Source organism: Novosphingobium colocasiae, assembly GCF_014652555.1.
Lineage (GTDB): Bacteria > Pseudomonadota > Alphaproteobacteria > Sphingomonadales > Sphingomonadaceae > Novosphingobium > Novosphingobium colocasiae.
The window spans coordinates 81438-102469 of record NZ_BMZA01000007.1; the positions used below are offsets into that span (position 1 = coordinate 81438).

A 21032-nucleotide genomic window follows, 5' to 3' on the forward strand; every position below is an offset into this window, starting at 1 on the left:
GATGGCCGTCTATACCCGGCTGGGAGCGGAAGACATGGCCGCGATCCTGGCCCACTTCGATGTCGGCACGCTGACGCTGGCGAAGGGGATCGCGGAAGGTGTTTCGAACAGCAACTGGCTGATCGAAACCACGCAGGACGGTGCCGCACGGCGGTTCATCCTGACGATCTACGAAAGTCGCACCCATATCGGTGACCTGCCGTTCTTCTTGGACTTGCTGGACTGGCTGGCGACTCACGACTGCCCGGTGCCGCGCACGATCCATGACCGCGATGGTGCGAGCTTCCGCTATCACGACGGTGCCGACGGCCGGAAGGCGCTGGCGCTGATCGAATTCCTGCCCGGCATTTCGGTGAGCGAGCCGACCGAGGGGCAGGCCCGGTCGGTCGGCGCAGCGCTGGCGCGGGTGCATCTGGCCGGTGCGGGGTTCCCGACCGAGCGCGCGAACGGCATGGGTATGGCAACCTGGAAGCAGTTGCTGGGCGATTGCGGGGCCGAAGGGCTGGCGCGCATCCATCCCGAACTGCCGCGCATCGTGGAACGCGAACTGGCGCTGCTCGGCGCGCAGTGGCCCGCCGGGCTGCCACGCGGGACGATCCACGCCGACCTGTTTCCCGACAACGTGCTGATGCTGGGCGAGACGGTAACCGGGCTGATCGACTTCTATTTCGCCTGCACCGATCTGTATGCCTACGATGTCGCCGTAACCCACGCCGCGTGGAGCTTCAGCAATGACGGGCGGCGGTTCCTGCCGGAAATTTCGGCGGCACTTCTGGCCGGTTACGAGAGCCTTCGGCCGCTCAGCGCGCCGGAGCGCGCGGCGATGCCGCTGCTGGCGCGCGGGGCGGCGATGCGCTTCCTCTCCACCCGCGCCTACGACTGGATGAATACCCCGGCCGACGCGCTGGTCACGCCCAAGGACCCGCTGGCCTTCGCCCGCCGTCTGGAATTCTATGCCGCGTCGGAAAATGCCGGGGTGTTCGGATGAAGCAGGTCGAAATCTTCACGGACGGCGCGTGCAAGGGCAATCCCGGCCCCGGCGGCTGGGGGGTGCTGCTGCGAATGGGCCCGCACGAAAAGGAAATGTCGGGCGGCGAGCGGGATACCACGAACAACCGCATGGAGATGACGGCGGTGATCAAGGGCCTCAACGCGCTGATCGAGCCTTGCGCCGTCACCCTCTACACCGACAGCCGCTATGTCATCGACGGCATCACCAAGTGGGTCCACGGCTGGAAAAAGAAAGGGTGGGTCAACGCCAGCAAGCAACCGGTGCGCAATGCCGACTTGTGGCACGATCTGATCGAGGCCGAGCTGCGCCACCAGGTCACCTGGAACTGGGTGCGCGGCCACGCCGGCCATGTCGAGAACGAACGGGTCGACAAGCTCGCCAGCGACGCGGCGCTGGCCGCCGCGCAAGGCTGACCTGACGAGGCGGGGTCGATGGCGACGACAACCGCCGATCCGGTGTCTCCGCCGCGCCTGCGCGAAACCCTGCGCTCCGAATTGCGCGCGCTGATAACCCCGGGCCCGCGCATGCTCGATGAATGGGCCTGCGTCGCCTCGGTCATGCTGGCGATCCTGTTCGCGCACCGGATCGAGGCGGGCATGATCTCCTGGGCCGCGTTCACCGCCTTCGTCCTGCTCAAGAGCGCGCCGGGCGAGACGATGGTGCGCGCGGTGTTGCGGCTGGTGGGATCGGCGGCGGGCGTGGGACTGGCGCTGGCGCTGGTGCCGCTGGCAGCGCAATCGCTGCCGCTGGCGATGCTGACCGCCGGCGGGATCAGCGCGCTCGGCCTTTACGGCATGCTGACCGCGCGGCGAGCCTATGCCTGGCTGCTGTTCGGCGTGACTTTCGCGATGATCCTGCTCGACAAGCTGGAGCGCCCCCATCTCGACACCATGGCCTTCGCACGCACGCGGATGCTGGATGTGCTGGCCGGGATCGCCGCCTGCACGCTGGTCAGCGTGACGGTGGCGGTGCTGTCGCGCAAGAGCTGGCTGGCCGGGCGGCCACCGCTGCCCCAACGGATGAAGTGGAACCCGGTGGCGGCGCGGCACGCGGCGCAGGCGGGGATCGCGCTGGCGCTGCTGCCGCTGCTGCACGCCCGGTTCGGCCTGCCGGAAATGGCGCAGGCCGGGGTGACGATCATCGCGGTGATGATCGTGCCGGTGGCGGGCATCGGCTCCAGCGGGTTCGTACCCGTGACCCGGCGGCTGCTGCACCGTGCGGTCGGCTGCATCGCCGGCGGCGCGCTAGCGGTGGCCGTGCTGTTCCTGGCGCAGGGCAGCGCACCGATCCTGATCGCCGGGACGGTGATCGGCATCGTCATCGGCCGTCACATCGAGAACAGCGGCAGCAGCGCCACTTATGTCGGGCTGCAATTCTCGCTGGTGGTGCTCGTCACCCTGGTGCCTGACAGCTATGCGCGCGCCGAAATCCTCCCGGCGATCCAGCGGCTGGCGGCGATTTTCATCGGCATGGCGCTGCTGGAGCCGGTGCTGCTGGCCTGGCACTTCATCGCCCCGCACCGCCAGCGCGCGGTGCCCGGCGGCGATCTGAGCGAATAATCCGTCTCAGGTAGGGCGGGCCCGCACGGTTGGACATTAATTGATGCATTCTATTTACATCAATTGCGCGTACCCATATTGATGCATTCACAATGCATAATAGGGATTCGCAATGACCAAAGCTCTGTCACCGGAAGCCATCGTCCTTATCAAAGCCACCGCTCCGGCCCTGCGCCAGCATGGCCTGGCGATCACACAGCGGATGTACGAGCGCATGTTCGCCGCCCATCCCGAAGTGAAGGACATGTTCGATCAGGCCGCGCAGGAATCGGGCGAACAGCCCAAGCGGCTGGCGGCGGCGATCCTTGCCTATGCCGAGAATATCGACAAGTTGCAGAACCTGGGCGGGCCGGTGCAGCGCATGGCGCAGCGCCACGTGCAGACCGGCGTGAAGCCGGAGCATTATCCTATCGTCGCCGTCAATCTCCTCGCCGCCATCGCGGATGTGCTGGGCGAAGCGGCCACGGAAGAGGTGCTGAGCGCCTGGAGCGATGCATACTGGGTGCTGGCCGAAATCCTGATCGGCACCGAAACCGAACTCTACGCCGAGCCGGCCTGAGCGGCGCGATCAGCCAAACCGCAGCGGGCTGAACGGCGCGGGATCGACCGCCCCCGCGCTTTCGCCCAGCAGCAGCCGCGCAGCGAGATCGGCCGCGGCCGGGGCGGTCTGGATGCCGAAGCCGCCCTGCCCGGCGCACCAGAACAGGCCGGGCACCGCGCGATCGAACCCGAAGACCGGCGTGCGATCCGGGGCGAACGAGCGCAGGCCCGCCCACTTGTGTTCGACCCGCGCGACCGGCCAGTCCACCACCTGCTCGAACCGGTCGATAGCAATCGCCACGTCGATCTCCTCCGGCGCGGCATCGCATGGTGGCGAAGGCGTCTCGTCGTGCGGGCTGAGCCAGATGCGTCCGCTTTCGGGCTTGAAGTAGAATGTCTCGGCAATATCGAGCACCAGCGGCATGGCATCGGGCACCGGCGCGCCGACCGCAAGCTGCGCCATCGTGCGCCGATAGGGGCGGATGCCGAGCGGGCGGGCACCGGCCAGCACCGCCACTTGGTCAGCCCACGCGCCGGCGGCGTTCACCAGGATCGCGCAGTGCATCTCCCGACCATCCGTCAGCGTCAACGTCCACCCCTGCGTCCCCCGCGATGCGCCAATAAGGCCCGCGCGGCACCACACTTGCGCCCCGGCCTTGCGCGCTGCAGCTAGATAATGCTGGTGCAATGCGCCCACATCGATGTCGCAAGTGCTGGGCTCCAGCGCGCCGCAGGCCCAGTCCGCACGCAGACCCGGCACTCGCGCCGCGATCCCGGCGCGATCGAGCAGGCTGATTTCCACCCCGACAGCATCAAAAGCACGGGCGAAAGCCGCCACCTCCGCTTCCTGCCCGGCCCGCGCGATGGTGAGCGCTCCACGGCGGCGCAACAGACCCATCCCGGCCAAGACTGGCCCGGATGCCGTCGTCAGCGGCTGCACCGCCAAGCCGCCGTAACTTTCGGTCCAGAACGCGGCGGAACGGCCGGTGGCATGATAGCCCGGGTGATCTTCCGCCTCGACGATCAGCACTCGCGCCCGGTCGCCCAGCGCGGCGGCCAGCGAGGCCCCCGCCATCCCGGCACCGACAATGGCGATATCGAAGCGCTCGATCATGTCCACCCGCTGGATCGCGTATCCCGTCAGCGCCTAGGCTGCGGGTCGGCCCCTAGCCGGAACCGTGCGATCAAGGAAGGCCGCGATGGCGCCGAGTGCATGGTCGCGCACGGCATCCACCTCGCGCAGGATCTCGTGGCGCGCTTCGGGACCGTAAGCGACGAGCTCGCAATGCGGCAGCCGCCGCGCGGCGCGGGCGATGGCCGGCCACGACACCAGCCGGTCAGCCCGCGTGGCGAGCATCAGCACCGGCGTATCAACCGCTTCCAGCACCCCCGGCCGTTCGAGGCGGCGGATCGAGGCCAGCGCCCGCTCCACCCAGCCCCAGCTTGCCGCGCCCATGCGGATCAGCGGGCGACGGGACCGCCAGAACTCCTCATCGCCATAGCGCCGGGAATCGTGAGTGAGCAGCATCTGCCGCGCCATGTGCACCAGTTCGGGCTTCTCGTCCCCCCGCCACGCGGGCCGGCGCGGATCGCCGAGCGCGGTGATTACCCGCGCGATCGGGTGCAGCACCCGGCTGGGCACCCAGGCCGGGTTGATGCCCAGCATCGGCGCGGTCATCACCAGTGCGTCCGGGCGCACCCGCTCCTCCACCACCGCGCGCAAGGCGAGGTGGCCGGCCATCGAATGCGCGACAAGGACGTGGGGGGCCGGATGGCTGGCGCAAAACGCGGCCCAGAGCCCGGCCAGATCGTCCACCCAGATCGCGAAGTCATCGATGTGGCCGGTGAGGTCGCCCAGCCCCAGTCGCCCGCTCAGCGCCTGGCCGCGCCAGTCCGCGCTGGCGCAGTGCCATCCCGCCGCGCGCCAATGTGCGAGCGTTTCCAGCCATTTCTCATAGGCATCACCCCGGCCCGGCAGGAACAGGATCGAGCCGCGCAAGGGAGCGGCCGGGGCACCGTAATCGAGCAGGCGGATCGCCGCGCCGTCCGCAGCCCGCCACTCGCCTTCGACCGCGTCGGCCGGCAGGGCGCGCGCGGCATCGAAGCCGGGCGGATCGGAAAGCGCGTCTTGACCGTGCAGCATGCCTAACCTCGGCCTCACCCGCTTGGTTACCAGTTGGTAAGTGATACCCTTTAGACAAGTCCCCGATTGCGGGGAGCTTTTCGCGCTATGGGCGTCGTTTTTTCGTATGCATTGCTGGCCGGCTTGGCAATCGCGCTGATCGTGGCGGCGGTGACGGACCTGCGCAGCAGGACCATCGCCAACCGGCTCAACCTCGCCATCGCGCTCGCAGCGCCGCTTTACTGGCTGGCAGTGGGCTATAGCTGGGTCGACCTGGTATTCATGCTCGGCCAGACCGCGCTGACCTTCGTGTTCTGCACCGCCCTGTTCGCCGCGCGCCAGATGGGCGGCGGCGATGTCAAGCTGCTGACCGCGCTGGCCTTGTGGTTTCCCCCGCTCGCCTTCTTCGAACTGGTGTTCATGATGGCGGTGCTGGGCGGCGGCGCATCGGTGGCGATGGCGCTGGCGAACATGCAGCGCCGCCCCGGCGAAACCGTGCGCGATGCTATCGGTGCGCTGGCCACGGGCCTGTGGGTCAGTGCCGCAGCCGGAATCGCCTTCTCGCTGATGACCGGCCGCCCCGTTTTCGGTGATCCGGCAGGCATTGCCGGAAACATGATGAAAAATACCGCCCTGTTAGTTGCCGCGACTGCCCTTGTCCTGGGCGTGACCCTGTTTGGTCTGTTCCACGTCGTGCGCCGACAAAAGGGAGCGCTTAGAGTGCCTTACGGCATCGCGATCTCGGCCGGAGGGCTATGGATCCTGGGCGAACAAGCGGTTTCTACGGCCCGTTTTGGTGCCAATTTGGGGTGAACCTGATCTTAACCAATTAGTCCCAAGGTGTGCGGAACCATACCGGGGATTTCTAGGGGGCTTGATTAGCCATGGATAGAAAGAAGTTGATGCTGCTGGTCGTCGCGCTGTTGATCGCGACCGGCACGGCGTTCATGGCGCGATCCATGCTCTCCGGGACCGGCGCGCCGCAGGCCGATGCCGTTCCCGTGCAGCAGACAGGGCCCAAGGTCCTGGTTGCGCAACGCGCGCTTCCTGTCGGCACGATTGTTACGGCCGATGCGATGTCGTTCCAGGACTGGCCCAAGGAGCTGGTCAAGGATGCGTACTTCCTTGACGGCACGGCGGACATGAGCAAGCTGCTCGGCACCGTCGTCCGCTTCCCCATGACGGCGGGCCAGCCGATCACCCAGGGCGCACTGGTGGCCCCGGGTGATCGCGGCTTCCTCGCCGCCGCGCTCGCCCCCGGCATGCGCGCCGTCACCATCCCCGTGAACGCCAAGACCGGCGTCGGCGGCTTCATCTTCCCGGGCGACCGGGTGGACCTGCTGCTGACCCAAGAGGTACGCGGCAACGACGGTGGCCAGGCGCTCAACGCGGCCGAGACGATCCTGCGCAATGTGCGGGTGCTCGCGACCGACCAGTCCACCGAGAACGAGATCGTCGATGGCAAGACCGTGGTCCACGCCTTCCAGACGGTGACCATCGAAGTGACCCCGCGCATCGCCGAAAAGGTGGCCGTGGCGCAGGAGTTCGGCAAGCTCAGCCTGTCGCTCCGCTCGATCGCCGACAACCAGGGCGAATTCGACCAGATCCTCGCCAGCGGCGACGTCAAGGTTCCCGAAGGCGCGACCAAGAAGCAGGAAGAAGACCTCATGCGCCAGGCGATGAGCCGGCCGGTCGAGGGTGCCACCACCTACGTCACCGGTGGCGACGTGTCCCGCTTCCAGCGCACCACGCGCCCCTCGATGGCTGCCCCTGCCCCGCAGATGGCCGCCCCCCAGATGGGCCAGGTTGCCAGCGCCCCCGTCGCCGTCCGCAAGGGCCCGGTGGTCCGTGTCACCCGCGGCAAGGAAACCGTCGAAGAACCGGTGGGGAGCAAGTGATGAGCCACTCCGCACCCCACGCCACCCGTTTCAACCCTGCTGAGGGCCAAACCATGAAACCGCGTCTTCTCAAGACCCTGCTTACCGCAGCTTGCGCCATGGCGCCGCTGGCCCTCGCGGCCCCGGCTCCCGCCGCTGCCCAGTCGGTGATGCGCCCTTCGCAGGACATCGTGATCGGCATCGGCAACGGCCAGCTTGTCTCGGTCCCGGGCAACATGACCGACGTGTTCGTCGCCAACGACTCGGTGGCGGATGTGCAGGTCAAGTCGGCCCGCCAGCTCTACGTGTTCGGCAAGGCTGGCGGCAGCACCACCGTCTACGCCAGCAACTCTGCGGGTGACACGATCTGGTCCGCCAACGTCCGGGTCGGCTCGAACATCGACAGCGTCGACCAGATGCTGCGCATGGCGATGCCCGAAGCGCGCATCGGCGTCTCGACCATGGGCACTGACACCTTCCTGCTGACCGGCACGATCGCGACGCCGGAGGACGCCAGCGAAGCCGAGCGCCTCGTCAAGGCCTATGTCGGCGACAAGGCCAACGTCATCAGCCGCCTGCGCATGGCGACCCCGCTGCAGGTCAACCTGCAGGTGCGCATCGCCGAAGTCAGCCGTTCGCTTGTCAAATCGATCAGCACCCGCTTCTCGACCATGGACTCGACTAACGGCTTCCAGTTCGGCATCGGCCAAGGAACTGCGGTCGGCGAACAGTGGGTACCGAAAACTGTGTTGGGCGTGGGCGTAAACCCGTCCTACTACGGCATTGATCCGATCAGCGGTACGATCAAGCAGTTGCCCGGGACCAACGTAGCCCAAGCGGCCACCGGGACCACGCTGGCGCTTGGCACGAAGTTCCTGGGCCTCGACATCCTCGGCGCGCTCGATGCGGGCGAGACGGTCGGCCTCGTCACCACGCTGGCGCAGCCGAACCTGACCGCGCTCTCGGGCGAGACGGCGGACTTCCTGGCGGGCGGCGAATATCCGATCCCGATCAGCCAGGGCCTCGGCTCGACCTCGATCGATTACAAGAAGTACGGCGTGTCGCTCAGCTACACCCCGTTCGTGCTGGCCAACGGCCGCATTTCGCTGCGGGTGCGCCCCGAAGTGTCGGAACTGTCGAGCCAGGGCGCGGTCACGCTCAACAACTTCGAAGTTCCCGCTCTCACCATCCGCCGCGCTGAAACCACGGTGGAACTGGGTTCGGGCCAGAGCTTCATGATCGCCGGCCTGCTGTCCAACAGCTCGCAGAACACCATCCAGAAGCTGCCGGGTGCCGGCGATGTCCCGATCCTGGGCTCGCTGTTCCGCTCGACCAGCTATCGTAGGGGCGAAACCGAGCTGGTCATCATTGTCACCCCGTATCTGGTGAAGCCGGTCAACGCCAACCAGATCGCGCTGCCGACCGACGGCTTCCGCGCGCCGAACGAACTGCAGCGCCTGCTCGGCAACATGTCGAGCGACGGCGTGAGCGGCGACAAGCGGCCCGAGGCCAAGTCCGCCGATCCGGCCGACGCAACTGCGGCACCCGGCCTGGGCGAACTCGAACTCAACACCAAGGGCAAGAAGGCCAAGTCGAAGGCGCAGACCGCGTCAGGTGACAGCGCCAAGCCCGGTTTCAACCTCAAGTGAGAAAGGCAAGCACGATGCGCATTCTCAGCAAATCCGGCCGCACCCCGGCCGTCCGCCCGCTCCTCGGCGGCGCGCTTGTCCTCTCGCTCGGCCTGACGCTCGGCGCTTGCGGCGGCATTTCGGGCAACCGCTCGATGTACCCGACGCCCGAGCACATGCCGGTGGTGGAAAAGGTCAACTACACGCTCGACGTATCGACCGGCGGCAGCGGTCTCGCTTATGGCGAACAACGGCGCCTGGGCGACTGGTTCGAGACGATGAACGTCAAGTACGGCGACAAGGTCTATCTCGACGATCCGACGCATAACCCGTCGACCCGCACCGCGGTGGAAGCGCTGGCCACGCGCTATGGAGCGCAGCTTGGTGCCGAAGCGCCGGTGACCGACGGCTACATCCGTTCGGGCGCGGCCCGCGTGGTCGTCACCCGCGCCAAGGCGAGCGTGAAGGGCTGCCCGGACTGGTCTACCCGCAACGACTTCAATCCGAACAACGGCCTTTCGGGCAACTACGGCTGCGCCACCAATGCCAACCTCGCCGCGATGGTCGCCGATCCCGAGGATCTGCTGCGCGGTGCCGATACCCAAGGCAACACCGTGGTCATGAGCTCGTCCAAGGCGCTCGACTCCTATCGCAAGCAGACCCCGAGCGGTGCCGAAGGCATCGCCGCGACCAGCAGCAAGGACAACTGAGCCATGAACGCACCCTGGAAATCCGGCAGCACCAACGGACGGGACCAGTTCGCCGCTTACCTGTGCGACGAAACCTCGCTCGACGTCCTGCGCCCGGTCGCGATCGAAATGGGCTGGCAGCCCGAGAAGTGCAACAAGGGCGGCCTGCGCAACGCGGTGCAATCGCTGTCGATCGCGGCCAGCCCGAACATCCTGCTCGTCGACCTGTCGGAAAGCGGTGATCCGCTGAACGACATCAACGCGCTGGCTGAAGTGTGCGAGCCCGGAACGGTGGTCATCGCGGTGGGCCAGGTCAACGACGTGCGCCTCTATCGCGATCTCATCGCCAGCGGCATCCACGATTATCTGCTCAAGCCGCTGTCCCACGGCCAGTTGCGCGATGCGCTGACCCACGCCCAGGCGGTGTTCTCCCAACCCCGCGCGCATGACAGCGGCGGCGTCAAGCAGCACATCTCCACCGCCGTGATCGGCACGCGCGGCGGGGTCGGCGCTTCTACCGTGGCGACGAGCCTCGCCTGGCTGTTCAGCGCTGACGAAAAGCTGCCGACCGCGCTGCTCGATCTGGACATCCACTTCGGCACCGGGGCGCTGTGCCTCGATCTCGAACCGGGCCGCGGCCTGACCGACGCCATCGAGAACCCCAGCCGCATCGACGGCCTGTTCATCGAACGCGCCATGATCCGCGCCAATGACAATCTCGCCATCCTGTCCGCCGAAGCGCCGATCAACGCGCCGCTGCTGACCGACGGTGCCGCCTTCATCCAGTTGGAGGAAGAGTTCCGGCAGGCGTTCGAGATGACGATGATCGACCTGCCGCGCAACATGCTGATCAACTTTCCGCAGTTGGTTGCCGATGTGAACGTGGTGGTGCTGGTCACCGAACTGACGCTCGCCTCGGCGCGCGACAGCATCCGCCTGCTGTCCTGGCTCAAGGTCAACGCGCCGCACGCGCGGGTGATCGTGGTGGCCAACAAGGTCCAGCCGGCGGTGACCGAGATCAGCAAGTCGGACTTCGAGGCATCGATCGAAACCAAGATCGCCTTCTCTATCCCCTACGACATCAAGGCCGCATCGACCGCCGCCAAGCTGGGCCAGACTTTCGTTGACGCCAATCGCGCCGGCAAGGGCGGCGCGGTACTGCGCGACCTGTCGAACACGATCATCAGCGTGGGCGGCGAAAAGGCGGCTCCGGCCAAGAGCGGCGGCAAGTCGCTGCTCGGCAAGATCGATTTCAAGGCGCTGATGGCAAAGGGCAAGAAGGCTCCGGCCAAGGCGGGTTGATCCAGCCCGGCGCACCGGGCGGTTCGCACCGCCTGACACGCCGGGGTCATCCCGGCCCGATCGGGCGGGGACGGCACGCAGGAAAAGGTGAACGACGGCAATGAATCCACTGCAGCTTCTGGTCGTGGCAGTTGGCCTGATGAGCGTCATGGCGCTCCTGTGGTTGGCTTTTGCCGGACCCTCGGTCGGCAAGGAATCCGCGCGCCGGCTCAGCGCCGTGCGCTATCGCCATTCCGACAGCGCCACCACCCGGGTCGAGGCGCAGATGCGCCGCGCCATCGCCTCGCGCAAGCCCAAGATGCACCGCGTCGCGGGCAGCAATTCGCGCATCGATGCGCTGGCGCTGCGCCTGTCGCGCTCCGGCAAGAGCTGGACCTTGCAGCAGTACCTGTACGGCTCGCTCGGCATCGCCGCGGTCATCGCCGTGATCCTTTTCCTCAAGACCGGCGCGCCGATGCTGGCGCTGGGTATCGGCCTTGCCGTCGGCGCGGGCGTGCCGCACATGGTGCTCAACTTCTTCATCAAGCGCCGCACCACCGCTTTTACCGTCAAGTTCCCTGACGGCATCGAACTGCTCGTGCGCGGCCTGCGCTCGGGCCTGCCCGTCTCGGAAACGCTCGGCGTCGTCGCGCAGGAAGTGCCGGGGCCGGTGGGTGAGGAATTCAAGCTGGTCACCGAACGCATGAAGATCGGCAAGACTATGGAGGACGCCCTCCAGGAAACCGCCGACCGGCTTGGCATTCCCGAATTCAACTTCTTCTGCATCACCCTGGCGATCCAGCGCGAGACCGGCGGCAACCTGGCGGAAACGCTGGCGAACCTCGCCGACGTGCTGCGCAAGCGCGCGCAGATGAAGCTCAAGATCCGGGCGATGAGCTCGGAATCCAAGGCTTCGGCCTATATCGTCGGGTCGCTGCCCTTCATCGTCTTCGTGCTGATCTACTGGGTCAACCCGGGCTATGTCGGCCAGTTCTTCGTCGATGAACGCCTGATGGTGGCCGGCATGGGCGGCATGGTGTGGATGAGCATCGGCGGCTTCATGATGGCCAAGATGGTCAGCTTCGAGATCTGAGACGAGGGAACCGGAAACCATGTTCGACCAACCGACCGGACCGACGATCCTCGGCTTCAACGTCATCCTTATCGGCACCTTCCTGGCATTCATCGCCGCCGGTGCCATGGTGCTGGCGATCTATGCCGCGATCACCGTCAAGGACCCGATGGCCAAGCGCGTCAAGACGCTGACCGCGCGGCGCGATCACCTCAAGGCCGGCATCGTCGGCACCTCGCGCAAGCGCCAGTCGCTGATCCGCAAGAACGACACCACCGACAAGATGGGCGAGTTCCTCGGCGCATTCAAAATGCTCCAGGACAGCCAGCTTCGGGAGATCGAGCAGAAGCTGGCGCAGGCCGGCATCCGCAACAAGGAATGGGCGGTGGCGGTGGTCTTCGCCCGGCTGGTCGCGCCGATCGTTCTCGGCGCGCTGGCGGCAGCCGTGATCTACTGGATCGACTATTTCCCCGAATGGTCCAGCTTCAAGCGCTTCATGGGCTTCGCCGCCGCCGTCGGCCTGGGCTACAAGGGCCCGGACATCTTCATCAAGAACATGATTACCAAGCGCACCGATGCGGTCCGCAAGGGTCTGCCCGACGCGCTCGACCTGCTGGTGATCTGCGCCGAGGCCGGTCTGACCGTGGACGCCGCCTTCGAGCGCGTCAGCCGCGAACTGGGCCGCGCCTACCCTGAACTGGGCGAGGAATTCTCGCTTACCTCGATCGAGCTGTCGTTCCTGACCGAACGGCGCATGGCGTTCGAGAACCTTGCCTACCGCGTCGCGCTCGATGCGGTGAAGGGGGTGGTGACGACCATGATCCAGACCGAGCGCTATGGTACCCCGCTGGCATCCGCCCTGCGCGTGCTGTCAGCCGAATTCCGCAACGACCGGATGATGCGCGCCGAGGAAAAGGCCGCACGCCTGCCCGCGATCATGACCGTGCCGCTGATCCTGTTTATCCTGCCGGTGCTGTTCGTCGTCATCCTCGGCCCGGCCGCCTGCTCCATCGCCGACGCCTTCCACGGCGATGGCCCGAGCGGACCTTCGGGCTGAGGCTTCGGGACACAAAGAAATCCGGGACCCCTCTCGCACGATGCTGCGGGAGGGGTTTTCGATTCCAGCGGGCGGATTGGGCCCACCCCCCTCAGTCCCGCTCGCCGAACAGCCGGCAGGCAACCGCGTCGAGCCGGGCGATCAGCGCCGGATCGCGCGCTTCGGGGGCGGTGATCAGCGCTTGTTCCAGCGCGGTGTCGATCGGGCTGGGATCACGCCGTTCGGGCAGCCGGGCGGCCAGCGCGCGCACGGTCTGCCGGGCAAGGCCGGCGTTGTGGTGCATCACCGCCAGTACGTCGCTCACCTCGACCCCGGCGGTGTCGGCGCGCCAGCAATCATAGTCGGTGACCATGCCGAGCAGGGCATAGGGCAACTCGGCTTCGCGGGCGAGGCGGGCTTCGGGCATCGCGGTCATGCCGATCACGTCCGCGCCCCAGGCCCGGTACATGTGGCTTTCGGCGCGGGTCGAGAATTGCGGCCCCTCGATCGCCACATAAGTGCCCTGCGGATGGACCGCCGCGCCGCCGGCCTGTGCCGACGCCGCGGCCAGCGCCGACAGGCGCGGGCATACCGGATCGGCCAGGCTGACGTGCGCGACCAGCCCGGTGCCGAAGAACGATCCGGCGCGTCCGGCCGTGCGATCGATGAACTGATCGACGATGACGAACTGCCCCGGTGCCATCTCCTCGCGCAGCGAGCCGATGGCGGACAGCGACAGGATGTCGGTCACGCCGCAGCGCTTCAGCACGTCGATATTGGCGCGGTAGTTCACCGCCGAGGGCGGGATCGCGTGGCCGGCCCCGTGGCGGGCCAAAAACGTCATCCGCACCCCTCCCAGCCAGCCGGTGACGACCGGGCCTGAAGGCTCTCCGAACGGGCTGGCCACGCGGATTTCCTGCGCGTCATCCAGCTCGATGCCGGCGGCAAGCCCGGACCCGCCGATGACGCCCAGGTGCCAGTGCGTCCCCTTGTCAGCGCGCAAGGATGCCGGCCATGATGATGTCGATCACATGCTCGCGATAGCGGTCGCGATGGCGTTCGGTCAGCGTGTCCTGATCGAAGCAGTGCTTGAGCACCAGCCGCGCGGCAAAGAAACGGTCGACCGCGCCGGTAACGGTGAAATAGAACAACTGCGGATCGATCGCCCGGAACAGGCCCTGGCGGACGCCTTCGCCGATCATGCTTTCATAAGCGCGGTACATCGGCGCGAGGTAGCAATCGGCGATCCGCCGCGCCTCGCTCTCGCTGCTCTCACGCACCATGCGCAGCGTCAGCGGATTGAGATACGGCACCGCGAAGAAGGTATCGACCACCTTGGAGATGTGGCGACGCATCTTGGTTTCCGCGTCCCAGTCCTCCTTGTGGACCAGCGCATCGACGCTGGTGACGATGGCCTGCCAGTCACGATCGAGCAGCGCCTTGAGCAGGCCGGCCTTGTTGCCGAAGTAATACTTCACCAGCGCCGAATTGAGCCCTGAACGGACTGACAGCTCGGCCAGCGAGATATCGATCACATCACCTTCGCGCATGAGCTGGCTGGTCGCTTCCAGCAACTGCTCGCGGGCACCGGGAAGCGCGTTGATGCGAGCGGCGGGGGCAACGGTCATGCCGGTATCCCGCCCTGCCCCGGCTGCTGCCGCAAGGGCCGCGCATTGCCCGCGATGTGCCGATTCGTTCCCACCATCAGGCCTTCCGCGCCACCATGCAGCTCAATTCCACAAACCGGAGCCAAACGCCGCCCCAAACGGCGACACTGCCTTAATCGACCGACTAAATGCCTACCCCGGCAAGGTCAATCATTTGTCGGACGAGCCGTGAGCCTGCGGCGGGTGGAGAATCTTGCGGCCGGAGCGCCTGACGGGACATTTTGCAACACGCGCACCGCTCACGCACGAAGCAATCGGGCCTGCCGTGCCCCAAACGGCTGCGGCCCGCGCGGTTCGGCCCCGCCGCGATGCGTTGCAGCGATGCCACAGTGTGGAAACAAGTGTTACCGAAACGAAAATGAAAGTTGATTCGTATTTCGCGAATTGGGACAGGTCTGCCTCGGCCGGTTCACCTTCGGGCACCGTTCCGGCCACATCGTCCATCCGGCAGGCCTGGTCACGCTCCTGCCTTGTGGACTGAAACGAAAGGGACACACCAAGTGAAAACCACGCACTTCAAGGCCGCGTTGCGCAGCGCATCGTGCCTTAGCGCCGCGTTGACGTTCGGAACCGCGGTTTCGGCGCAAGCGCAGGATGCAGCACCACAGTCGGCAGCCAGCGATGATGCCGGGGAAACCATCATTGTTACCGGTTCGCGCATCCAGCGCCCGAACATGACGGCGAACAGCCCGGTGGCGGTCGTCAGCGGTGAAGAGACAGTCAAGCGCGCGGACATCACGCTCGAAACCTTCCTGAACACGCTGCCGCAGGTCAATCCGGCCGGCACCAGCACCTCGAACAACCCCGGCAACGGCGGCCAGTCGAACATCGACCTTCGCGGCCTCGGCACCAACCGCAACCTCGTCCTGATCGACGGCCGCCGGCCGATGGTGTCCGCATCGGACCAGACGGTTGACCTTAACACCATCCCGCAGGGCCTGATCGACCGGATCGACGTGCTGACCGGCGGTGCCGGTGCCACATATGGCGCGGACGCCATCTCCGGCGTCGTCAATATGCGCCTGAAGCGCGATTTCTCCGGGCTGGAAGCCCGGGCGACTTATTCCAATTCGGTTCCCTACACCGATTCGCGTGAGTGGCAGATAGCCGCTACAGCCGGCATCAACTTTGCTGACGGCCGCGGTAACATCGCTGCTTCGTACGAGCATTCCGAGCGCGAGGCGATGATCAAGAGCCAGCGCGCCTTCGCCGCTACGGCAACGTCGACCACCGGCACCTTCCCGACCGGCAAGCTGGCGGAAAGCTCGACTAACGGCATTTCGCAGGCTGCGATTGACGCGCTGTTTTCAAGCTATGGCGTCACCGCAAAGGACGTACCCGTTGCCGGCACGTCAAAGCTGGGCTTCAACAATGACGGCTCGCTGTTCGCTGTGGGTGTGTTCAACGATCCGCATGACGTGGCGAACTTCCGCTACGATTTCAATTCGGCGGCCAATCCTAACGGGAACTACTATCCGGACTTCTACACCTACAACTTCGACATCATCAACCTGCTCGTCCTGCCCGTAAAGCGCGATACCGGGTTCGTCACTGGGCATTTCGAAATCTCGCCCGCCATCGAAATTTTCGGTCAAGGCCAATACACCAAGTACGAAACGTCGAGCGCACTGGCACCGACCCCGGTCGGCACCCGCATCGGCAACACGCTCACCAACACCAACCCCGCCAACGCGGTTTCGGATTTGGTGGAACCCGGCAAGCAGACCACTGCGCTGCTCGTTCCGATAACTAACCCATTCCTTCCAGCAGACCTCGCAACTTTGCTGGCCTCACGCACCGGTGATGACGCCAACATCGTAGGGTCCGGAGCGACTGAAGCATTCCGCATTTCCAAGCGGTTCCTCGACACCGGTCTACGTCAGGAAAACTTCTCTAACGAAGTCTACCAAGGTCTGCTCGGGCTGCGCGGCGAGATTGCGCCCGGGTGGCGCTATGAAGCCTATGCCTCTTACGGCAAAACCACGATTAACGACAACCAGACCGGCAACGTCGATGTCCAGAAGGTTCAGAACCTGCTGGAAGCAGCCGATGGTGGCGCATCGCTTTGCGCTGGTGGCTTCAATCCCTTCGGTATCCATCCGCTTTCACAGGAATGCGTGGATTATATCGCCGTCGGTACGGAGACCAAGACTACCTTCACGCAGAAGATCTATCAAGGCTATGTCCAGGGCGATCTGTTCGAAATGCCGGCCGGCAAGCTTTCGGTCGTGCTGGGTGCCGAACACCGCAGCTTTAACTATCGCTACGACGCCGGAACGGCTGCCGGCCCGATCGCCGGCTTCAACAACGGCACCAACGATCACGGCACAAACACCTTCACCGACATCTTCGGCGAAGCGTCGATCCCGCTGCTGAAGGACAGCTTTGTCAACTATGCCGAACTGACCCTGACTGCCCGTCGTTCCACCAGCAAGTTCAATGACATCGAAAATGGGATCAAGGGCGACTCGCAAAACTCGTGGGCTTATGGCGGCACCTTCACCGTCGAGCCGATCGACGCCGTGCGGTTGCGCGCTTCATACCAGCATTCCGTCCGTGCTCCGAACTTCGGCGAACTGTTCTCGGGGGGCAGCAACTTCCCGTCGTACTTCGATCCGTGCTCGATCGGCACGAATTTTCGGAAGAACGGTGGAGCGGCCGCGCGCGACCTGTGCATTAATGCCGGTTCCGGCATCGACCCGGGCGGCGTTGACAACTATCAGCAGGGTCCGGGCAGCCAGGTCTTCCTGGGCTATGTCGGCAACCCCAACCTGAAGCCGGAAAAGAGCGACGCGATCACGCTCGGCACCGTGTTCCAGGTGGGCCGTCTGACCGGCTCGATCGACTGGTACTCGATCAAAATCAAGGACACGATCATCCAGCCGGATCCGAACCTGGTGATCGCGGCGTGCTATGGCTATCATGGCAAGAATCCGAGCCTTGACCCCACCAGCGTCTATTGCTCTGGCCTGTCGCGCACTCCGGACATCAGCTTCATCTCGGTGCCGACCGCACTGGGTGGCGACGGTTCGGGCTACTTCCAGTTCGTGAACCAGGGCAAGATCAAGACTTCGGGCATCGATTTCCAGCTTGCCTATACCCTGCCGACGGAGTTCATCGGCCCTGACGCCGCGCTGACCTTCAACCTGATGGGCAACTACCTCATCGACTACAAGGTTGAGGAACTGCCCGGCGTCACGATCGACTACGCTGATACGATTTCATATTCGGGCTTGGGCACTTCGTTCCCCCGCTGGCGCGGTGTGCTCGAAACGACGTTTGCCGTCAGCAAAGCCGTGTCCTTCGATCTGCGCACGCGCTACATCGACGGCATGAAGAACCGGGCTGCCGCCCAGTTCCCGGGTGAAGTCTTCGACAAGGTGGATCCGGTCTTCTATTTCGACCTTGGCGCCGAAGCCAAGATCGACAAGCTGACCCTGCGCATCGGTGCGAACAACCTGTTCAACCGCAAGCCGGAACTCTATTCGCCGAACATTCAGTCGGGCACCGATCCGTCGCTTTACGACGTTGTCGGCCGCCGGCTCTACGTGTCCGCCAAGGTCAAGTACTGATCCCTGGCAAGCGCGAGAAGAATGGGGGGATGGGGCAACCCTCCCCCCTTTTTCTTGCCCCGCCCGGCCCTGCCCCCTATCCTGACAGGGCATAGCCGGTCGCAGCCCGTATCCGCCGGGAGACGTTTTCAGTCCGATGAATACCATCCAGCAAAGCATGAACTCCGCCGTCGCGGCGTTTCAGCGCGGCGATTTCGAGAATGCCCGCGCCATCGCCCAGCGCGTCCACCGCGATCAGCCGCGCAACATGCAAGTGCTGCAATTTCTCGGCATTGCCCAGTGCAAGGCCGGCAACCCGCGCGAAGGGCTGGCCAGCCTGCAACGCGCCCTGCGCAGCAATCCGCAGGACAGCGCCCTGCGGCTCAACGCCGCCCAGGCCGCGCTTGATGCGGGATTGCCCGCCGAAGCGGAGGAGCTGTGCCGCCCAATCGCGTCGCAGCCGCAAGCGCTGCAGGTCCTCGCCCTGGCCGCCAAGGCGCGCGGTGACGTGGAATTGGCCGCTACCCGTCTGGAAGAGCTGACCCGCACGAACCCGCGCGATGGGCGCTTGCTCAACAACTACGGCAACGCCCTACTGGAATGCGGCGAGGCGGAGCGCGCCATCGAAGTGCTGGCGACGGCGGGATCGCTGATCCCGGACGAGGCCGGGGTTTGGCTCAATCTCGGCCGGGCGCTGACGCTGGCGAAGCGGTTCGACGATGCCGAAGCGGTGTTCAGCCGCGCGATCGCCACCGCGCCGCAGGATGCGCAGACCAATTTCGAGCTCGGTCAGTCGCTTTATCGGCATGGCCGCGCGGCGGAGGCGCTGATCCGGTTTTCCGCTGCCGCGCGGGCAGGCCGCCAGGACGCCCAGACCCTGGTACTGATCGGGCTATGCTATGCCGCGCTGGACCAGAAGACCGAGGCCGAGCGCGCGTACAAGACCGCGCTGGCCGTCGAGCCCGACAGTGTGCGGGCCATGCTGGCGCTGGCTATCCTGTACGAACAGGGTAACCGCCTGACCGATCTTGAGGAACTGGAAGCGCTGGCCCGCCGCAACGCGCCGCCCAGCGACGATCGTGCCTATATCGAAGCGCTGACCCTGCGCCGGCGCGGCAACCTGCGCGAGGCGCTGGACCTTGCGCTGGCTTCGCACCCGGCCACGCTCGATACATCGATCCGCGCGCAGTTCATCGGCCAGGTTGCCGACCAGTTGGGCGAGGTCGATCTGGCCTTCGCCTCCTTCTCCGAAATGAACGAAGCCATGGCCGCGCAGCCCGACGCACTGCGGTTCGACGGCACCGAACAATCCACGGTCATCTCCGGTCGCACTGCCGCGATTTCGGCACCCTGGTTCGCAGGCTGGAACGATGTCGAGTACCACGACGGACTGCCCTCCCCCGCCTTCCTCACCGGCTTCCTCCGCTCGGGCACCACGCTGCTCGACACCATCCTGATGGGCCACCCGGACACCGAAGTGCGCGAGGAGGAAGCGATGGTGTCCGTCCTCGAGGAAACGGGCGGGCCGATCGCCCAGCTCGGCACCTTGGACGCGGAAGCGGTCTCCCGCATGCGCGCGGGCTATTTCGACGAGGTTTCACGCGGCGGCACCCTGCCAGATGGCAAGCTGCTGATCGACAAGTATCCGCTCGCCACCCTGCGCGCCTCCTACATCCACCGCGCCTTTCCCGATGCCCGGTTCATTTTCGCGCTGCGCCACCCCTGCGATGTCGTGCTGAGCTGCTGGATGCAGAATTTCAAGGTGACCCGCGCCATGGCAAGCTTTCTGACTCTGGAAAACGCGGCGCGAATGTATGCGCTGACGATGGAACACTGGATGCGCGCGCGCGAGGTGATGCCGCTCAGCGTCCACACTGTGCGGTACGAGGATCTGGTCCAGGACCTTGAGGGCACCATGCGCCCGCTGCTCGACTTCCTCGGTCTAGACTGGACGGACGATGTGCTTGACCATCAGCGCACGGCGGCGAACCGCGGGTATATCCGCACCCCCAGCTACGCGCAGGTGACCGAGCGCATCTACACCCGGTCCAAGGGCCGCTGGGAGGCCTACCGCCCTTACCTGGAGCCGATCCTGCCGATCCTCGAACCGTGGATCGAACGCTTCGGGTACGAGCCGCTGTAACTCCTAACCCAGCACGCGCAGCCAGCCGGTGATCGATAGCCGCGCTTCCTCCACCCAGGATGCCACCTGGGTGACGCAGTGCTGGCGCGGCACCGCGAACAGCCGCATGCTGTTGAACGCCGGCACGAACCCGCGCAGGTCATCACCATCGGGAAACAGCAGCAAGCCGCCCCAGTCGGGCTGCCAGCCCCGGCTCAGCCCGACGACATAGGCGGCCTGGCGATTCTTGCCGGCCACATCATCATCGTGGCTGCTCAGGAAATGCCCGGCGGCAAACAGCGTCGCCTGGGCGTCCAGCAGATTGACCCGATCGCGGCCGGTCACCGCCTTGAGCAGTTCCAGCACCGCCGCGCTGTTGAGAAACCGGGCGAAGCGATCGACCAGCAAATCACGCTCCCGGCGCGCGGCGTCATCGTCCGGCACGCGAATGGTGCGGAAATGAAACTGAAACCCCTCGCGCGCCGAGCGGGCAACTGCTTCTTCAAACGTCTTGCGCGTTCCGGGATCGAAGCCCCGATAATCGCTGAGCGCGATCTCGTAGACCTTCTCTCCGGCGTTGAGCACTTCGACCCAGCTCTCGTCCCGCCGAAGCGATGCGGCCAGCGCCTCGGCCTGGTCATCTGGCAGCAGCCCATCGATCGAAACGAAGCCTTGTGACGCGAAGCGCTGCGCCAGAGCGGCAATATCGGAGCGGGGAGCCAAGGCGAACTGCATGACGATTGTCTAGCCGAGGCACCGGCCCGAAGCCAGAGCCCGACCCGATCGAGTCGCCGCAGTTGGCCGAAATTGTCGATCGAAGTGTCAGAACAGTAACCGATTATGAACCATCCGGCCCTAGGGTCGAGCCCGAAGGCA

Annotated in this window: 18 protein-coding genes; 13 read left to right on the forward strand and 5 right to left on the reverse strand. The window is 65.6% G+C overall.

All coding sequences use genetic code 11. The features are described 5' to 3' along the window. Position 1: 1 nt before the first annotated feature. The 4 genes from thrB to IE122_RS10920 all read left to right on the forward strand — a co-directional run bounded on the left by thrB (position 2) and on the right by IE122_RS10920 (position 3130). On the forward strand, positions 2-988 hold the full coding sequence (gene thrB, locus IE122_RS10905; RefSeq protein WP_189621205.1) for a homoserine kinase: 987 nt from the start codon (positions 2-4) through the stop codon (positions 986-988). After that, positions 985-1425 (forward strand): ribonuclease HI, encoded by a 441-nt coding sequence (gene rnhA / locus IE122_RS10910; RefSeq protein WP_189621206.1) that lies wholly within the window; start codon positions 985-987, stop codon positions 1423-1425. The genes thrB and rnhA overlap by 4 nt, the downstream gene beginning before the upstream one ends. A gap of 18 nt (positions 1426-1443) precedes the next feature. Continuing rightward, the gene (locus IE122_RS10915; protein ID WP_229814028.1) at positions 1444-2571 is read left to right on the forward strand and encodes an FUSC family protein; all 1128 of its coding nucleotides are present in this window, start codon (positions 1444-1446) and stop codon (positions 2569-2571) included. A gap of 112 nt (positions 2572-2683) precedes the next feature. Continuing rightward, entirely contained in the window at positions 2684-3130 is a 447-nt protein-coding gene (locus tag IE122_RS10920) for a globin domain-containing protein (RefSeq protein ID WP_189621207.1), read from the forward strand. Between the two features lie 9 nt (positions 3131-3139). Here IE122_RS10920 and IE122_RS10925 read toward each other — a convergent pair whose 3' ends face one another. Both IE122_RS10925 and IE122_RS10930 read right to left on the reverse strand, forming a co-directional pair. After that, positions 3140-4225, reverse strand: coding sequence for an NAD(P)/FAD-dependent oxidoreductase (locus IE122_RS10925; RefSeq protein WP_189621208.1), 1086 nt, complete (start codon positions 4223-4225; stop codon positions 3140-3142). A gap of 33 nt (positions 4226-4258) precedes the next feature. After that, positions 4259-5254 (reverse strand): alpha/beta fold hydrolase, encoded by a 996-nt coding sequence (locus tag IE122_RS10930; RefSeq protein WP_189621209.1) that lies wholly within the window; start codon positions 5252-5254, stop codon positions 4259-4261. A gap of 87 nt (positions 5255-5341) precedes the next feature. Here IE122_RS10930 and IE122_RS10935 point away from each other — a divergent pair, with 87 nt between their 5' ends. The 7 genes from IE122_RS10935 to IE122_RS10965 all read left to right on the forward strand — a co-directional run bounded on the left by IE122_RS10935 (position 5342) and on the right by IE122_RS10965 (position 12837). Further along, positions 5342-6046: an A24 family peptidase gene (locus IE122_RS10935; protein ID WP_189621210.1), complete on the forward strand. Its 705-nt coding sequence runs from the start codon at positions 5342-5344 to the stop codon at positions 6044-6046. Between the two features lie 71 nt (positions 6047-6117). Then, entirely contained in the window at positions 6118-7131 is a 1014-nt protein-coding gene (gene cpaB / locus IE122_RS10940) for a Flp pilus assembly protein CpaB (RefSeq protein ID WP_189621211.1), read from the forward strand. Positions 7132-7184: 53 nt separating this feature from the next. Beyond that, positions 7185-8759, forward strand: a complete 1575-nt coding sequence (locus IE122_RS10945; RefSeq protein ID WP_189621212.1) for a type II and III secretion system protein family protein — start codon at positions 7185-7187, stop codon at positions 8757-8759. Between the two features lie 14 nt (positions 8760-8773). Beyond that, positions 8774-9448: a CpaD family pilus assembly protein gene (locus IE122_RS10950; protein WP_189621213.1), complete on the forward strand. Its 675-nt coding sequence runs from the start codon at positions 8774-8776 to the stop codon at positions 9446-9448. Between the two features lie 3 nt (positions 9449-9451). Beyond that, entirely contained in the window at positions 9452-10729 is a 1278-nt protein-coding gene (locus IE122_RS10955; RefSeq protein ID WP_189621214.1) for a pilus assembly protein CpaE, read from the forward strand. Positions 10730-10829: 100 nt separating this feature from the next. Then, positions 10830-11801 carry a type II secretion system F family protein gene (locus IE122_RS10960; RefSeq protein ID WP_189621215.1) on the forward strand — a complete coding sequence of 324 codons (972 nt, stop codon included), beginning with the start codon at positions 10830-10832 and terminating at the stop codon, positions 11799-11801. Between the two features lie 19 nt (positions 11802-11820). Continuing rightward, a complete protein-coding gene (locus IE122_RS10965; RefSeq protein ID WP_189621216.1) occupies positions 11821-12837 on the forward strand; it encodes a type II secretion system F family protein in 1017 nt (338 codons plus the stop codon). Between the two features lie 91 nt (positions 12838-12928). Here IE122_RS10965 and mtnP read toward each other — a convergent pair whose 3' ends face one another. Continuing rightward, the gene (gene mtnP, locus IE122_RS10970; RefSeq protein ID WP_189621217.1) at positions 12929-13819 is read right to left on the reverse strand and encodes an S-methyl-5'-thioadenosine phosphorylase; all 891 of its coding nucleotides are present in this window, start codon (positions 13817-13819) and stop codon (positions 12929-12931) included. Further along, complete coding sequence (locus tag IE122_RS10975) at positions 13809-14444, reverse strand: TetR family transcriptional regulator (protein ID WP_189621218.1); 636 nt, start codon at positions 14442-14444, stop codon at positions 13809-13811. Before IE122_RS10975 ends, mtnP begins: the two co-directional genes overlap by 11 nt. 539 nt (positions 14445-14983) lie before the next feature. Here IE122_RS10975 and IE122_RS10980 point away from each other — a divergent pair. Both IE122_RS10980 and IE122_RS10985 read left to right on the forward strand, forming a co-directional pair. Further along, the gene (locus tag IE122_RS10980) at positions 14984-18055 is read left to right on the forward strand and encodes a TonB-dependent receptor domain-containing protein (protein ID WP_189621219.1); all 3072 of its coding nucleotides are present in this window, start codon (positions 14984-14986) and stop codon (positions 18053-18055) included. Between the two features lie 157 nt (positions 18056-18212). After that, positions 18213-20177, forward strand: a complete 1965-nt coding sequence (locus IE122_RS10985; RefSeq protein WP_189621220.1) for a tetratricopeptide repeat-containing sulfotransferase family protein — start codon at positions 18213-18215, stop codon at positions 20175-20177. Positions 20178-20180: 3 nt separating this feature from the next. On the opposite strand, the gene IE122_RS10990 is transcribed toward IE122_RS10985, so the two are convergent. Beyond that, positions 20181-20891, reverse strand: coding sequence for a 2OG-Fe(II) oxygenase (locus IE122_RS10990; RefSeq protein WP_189621221.1), 711 nt, complete (start codon positions 20889-20891; stop codon positions 20181-20183). Positions 20892-21032: the final 141 nt, after the last annotated feature.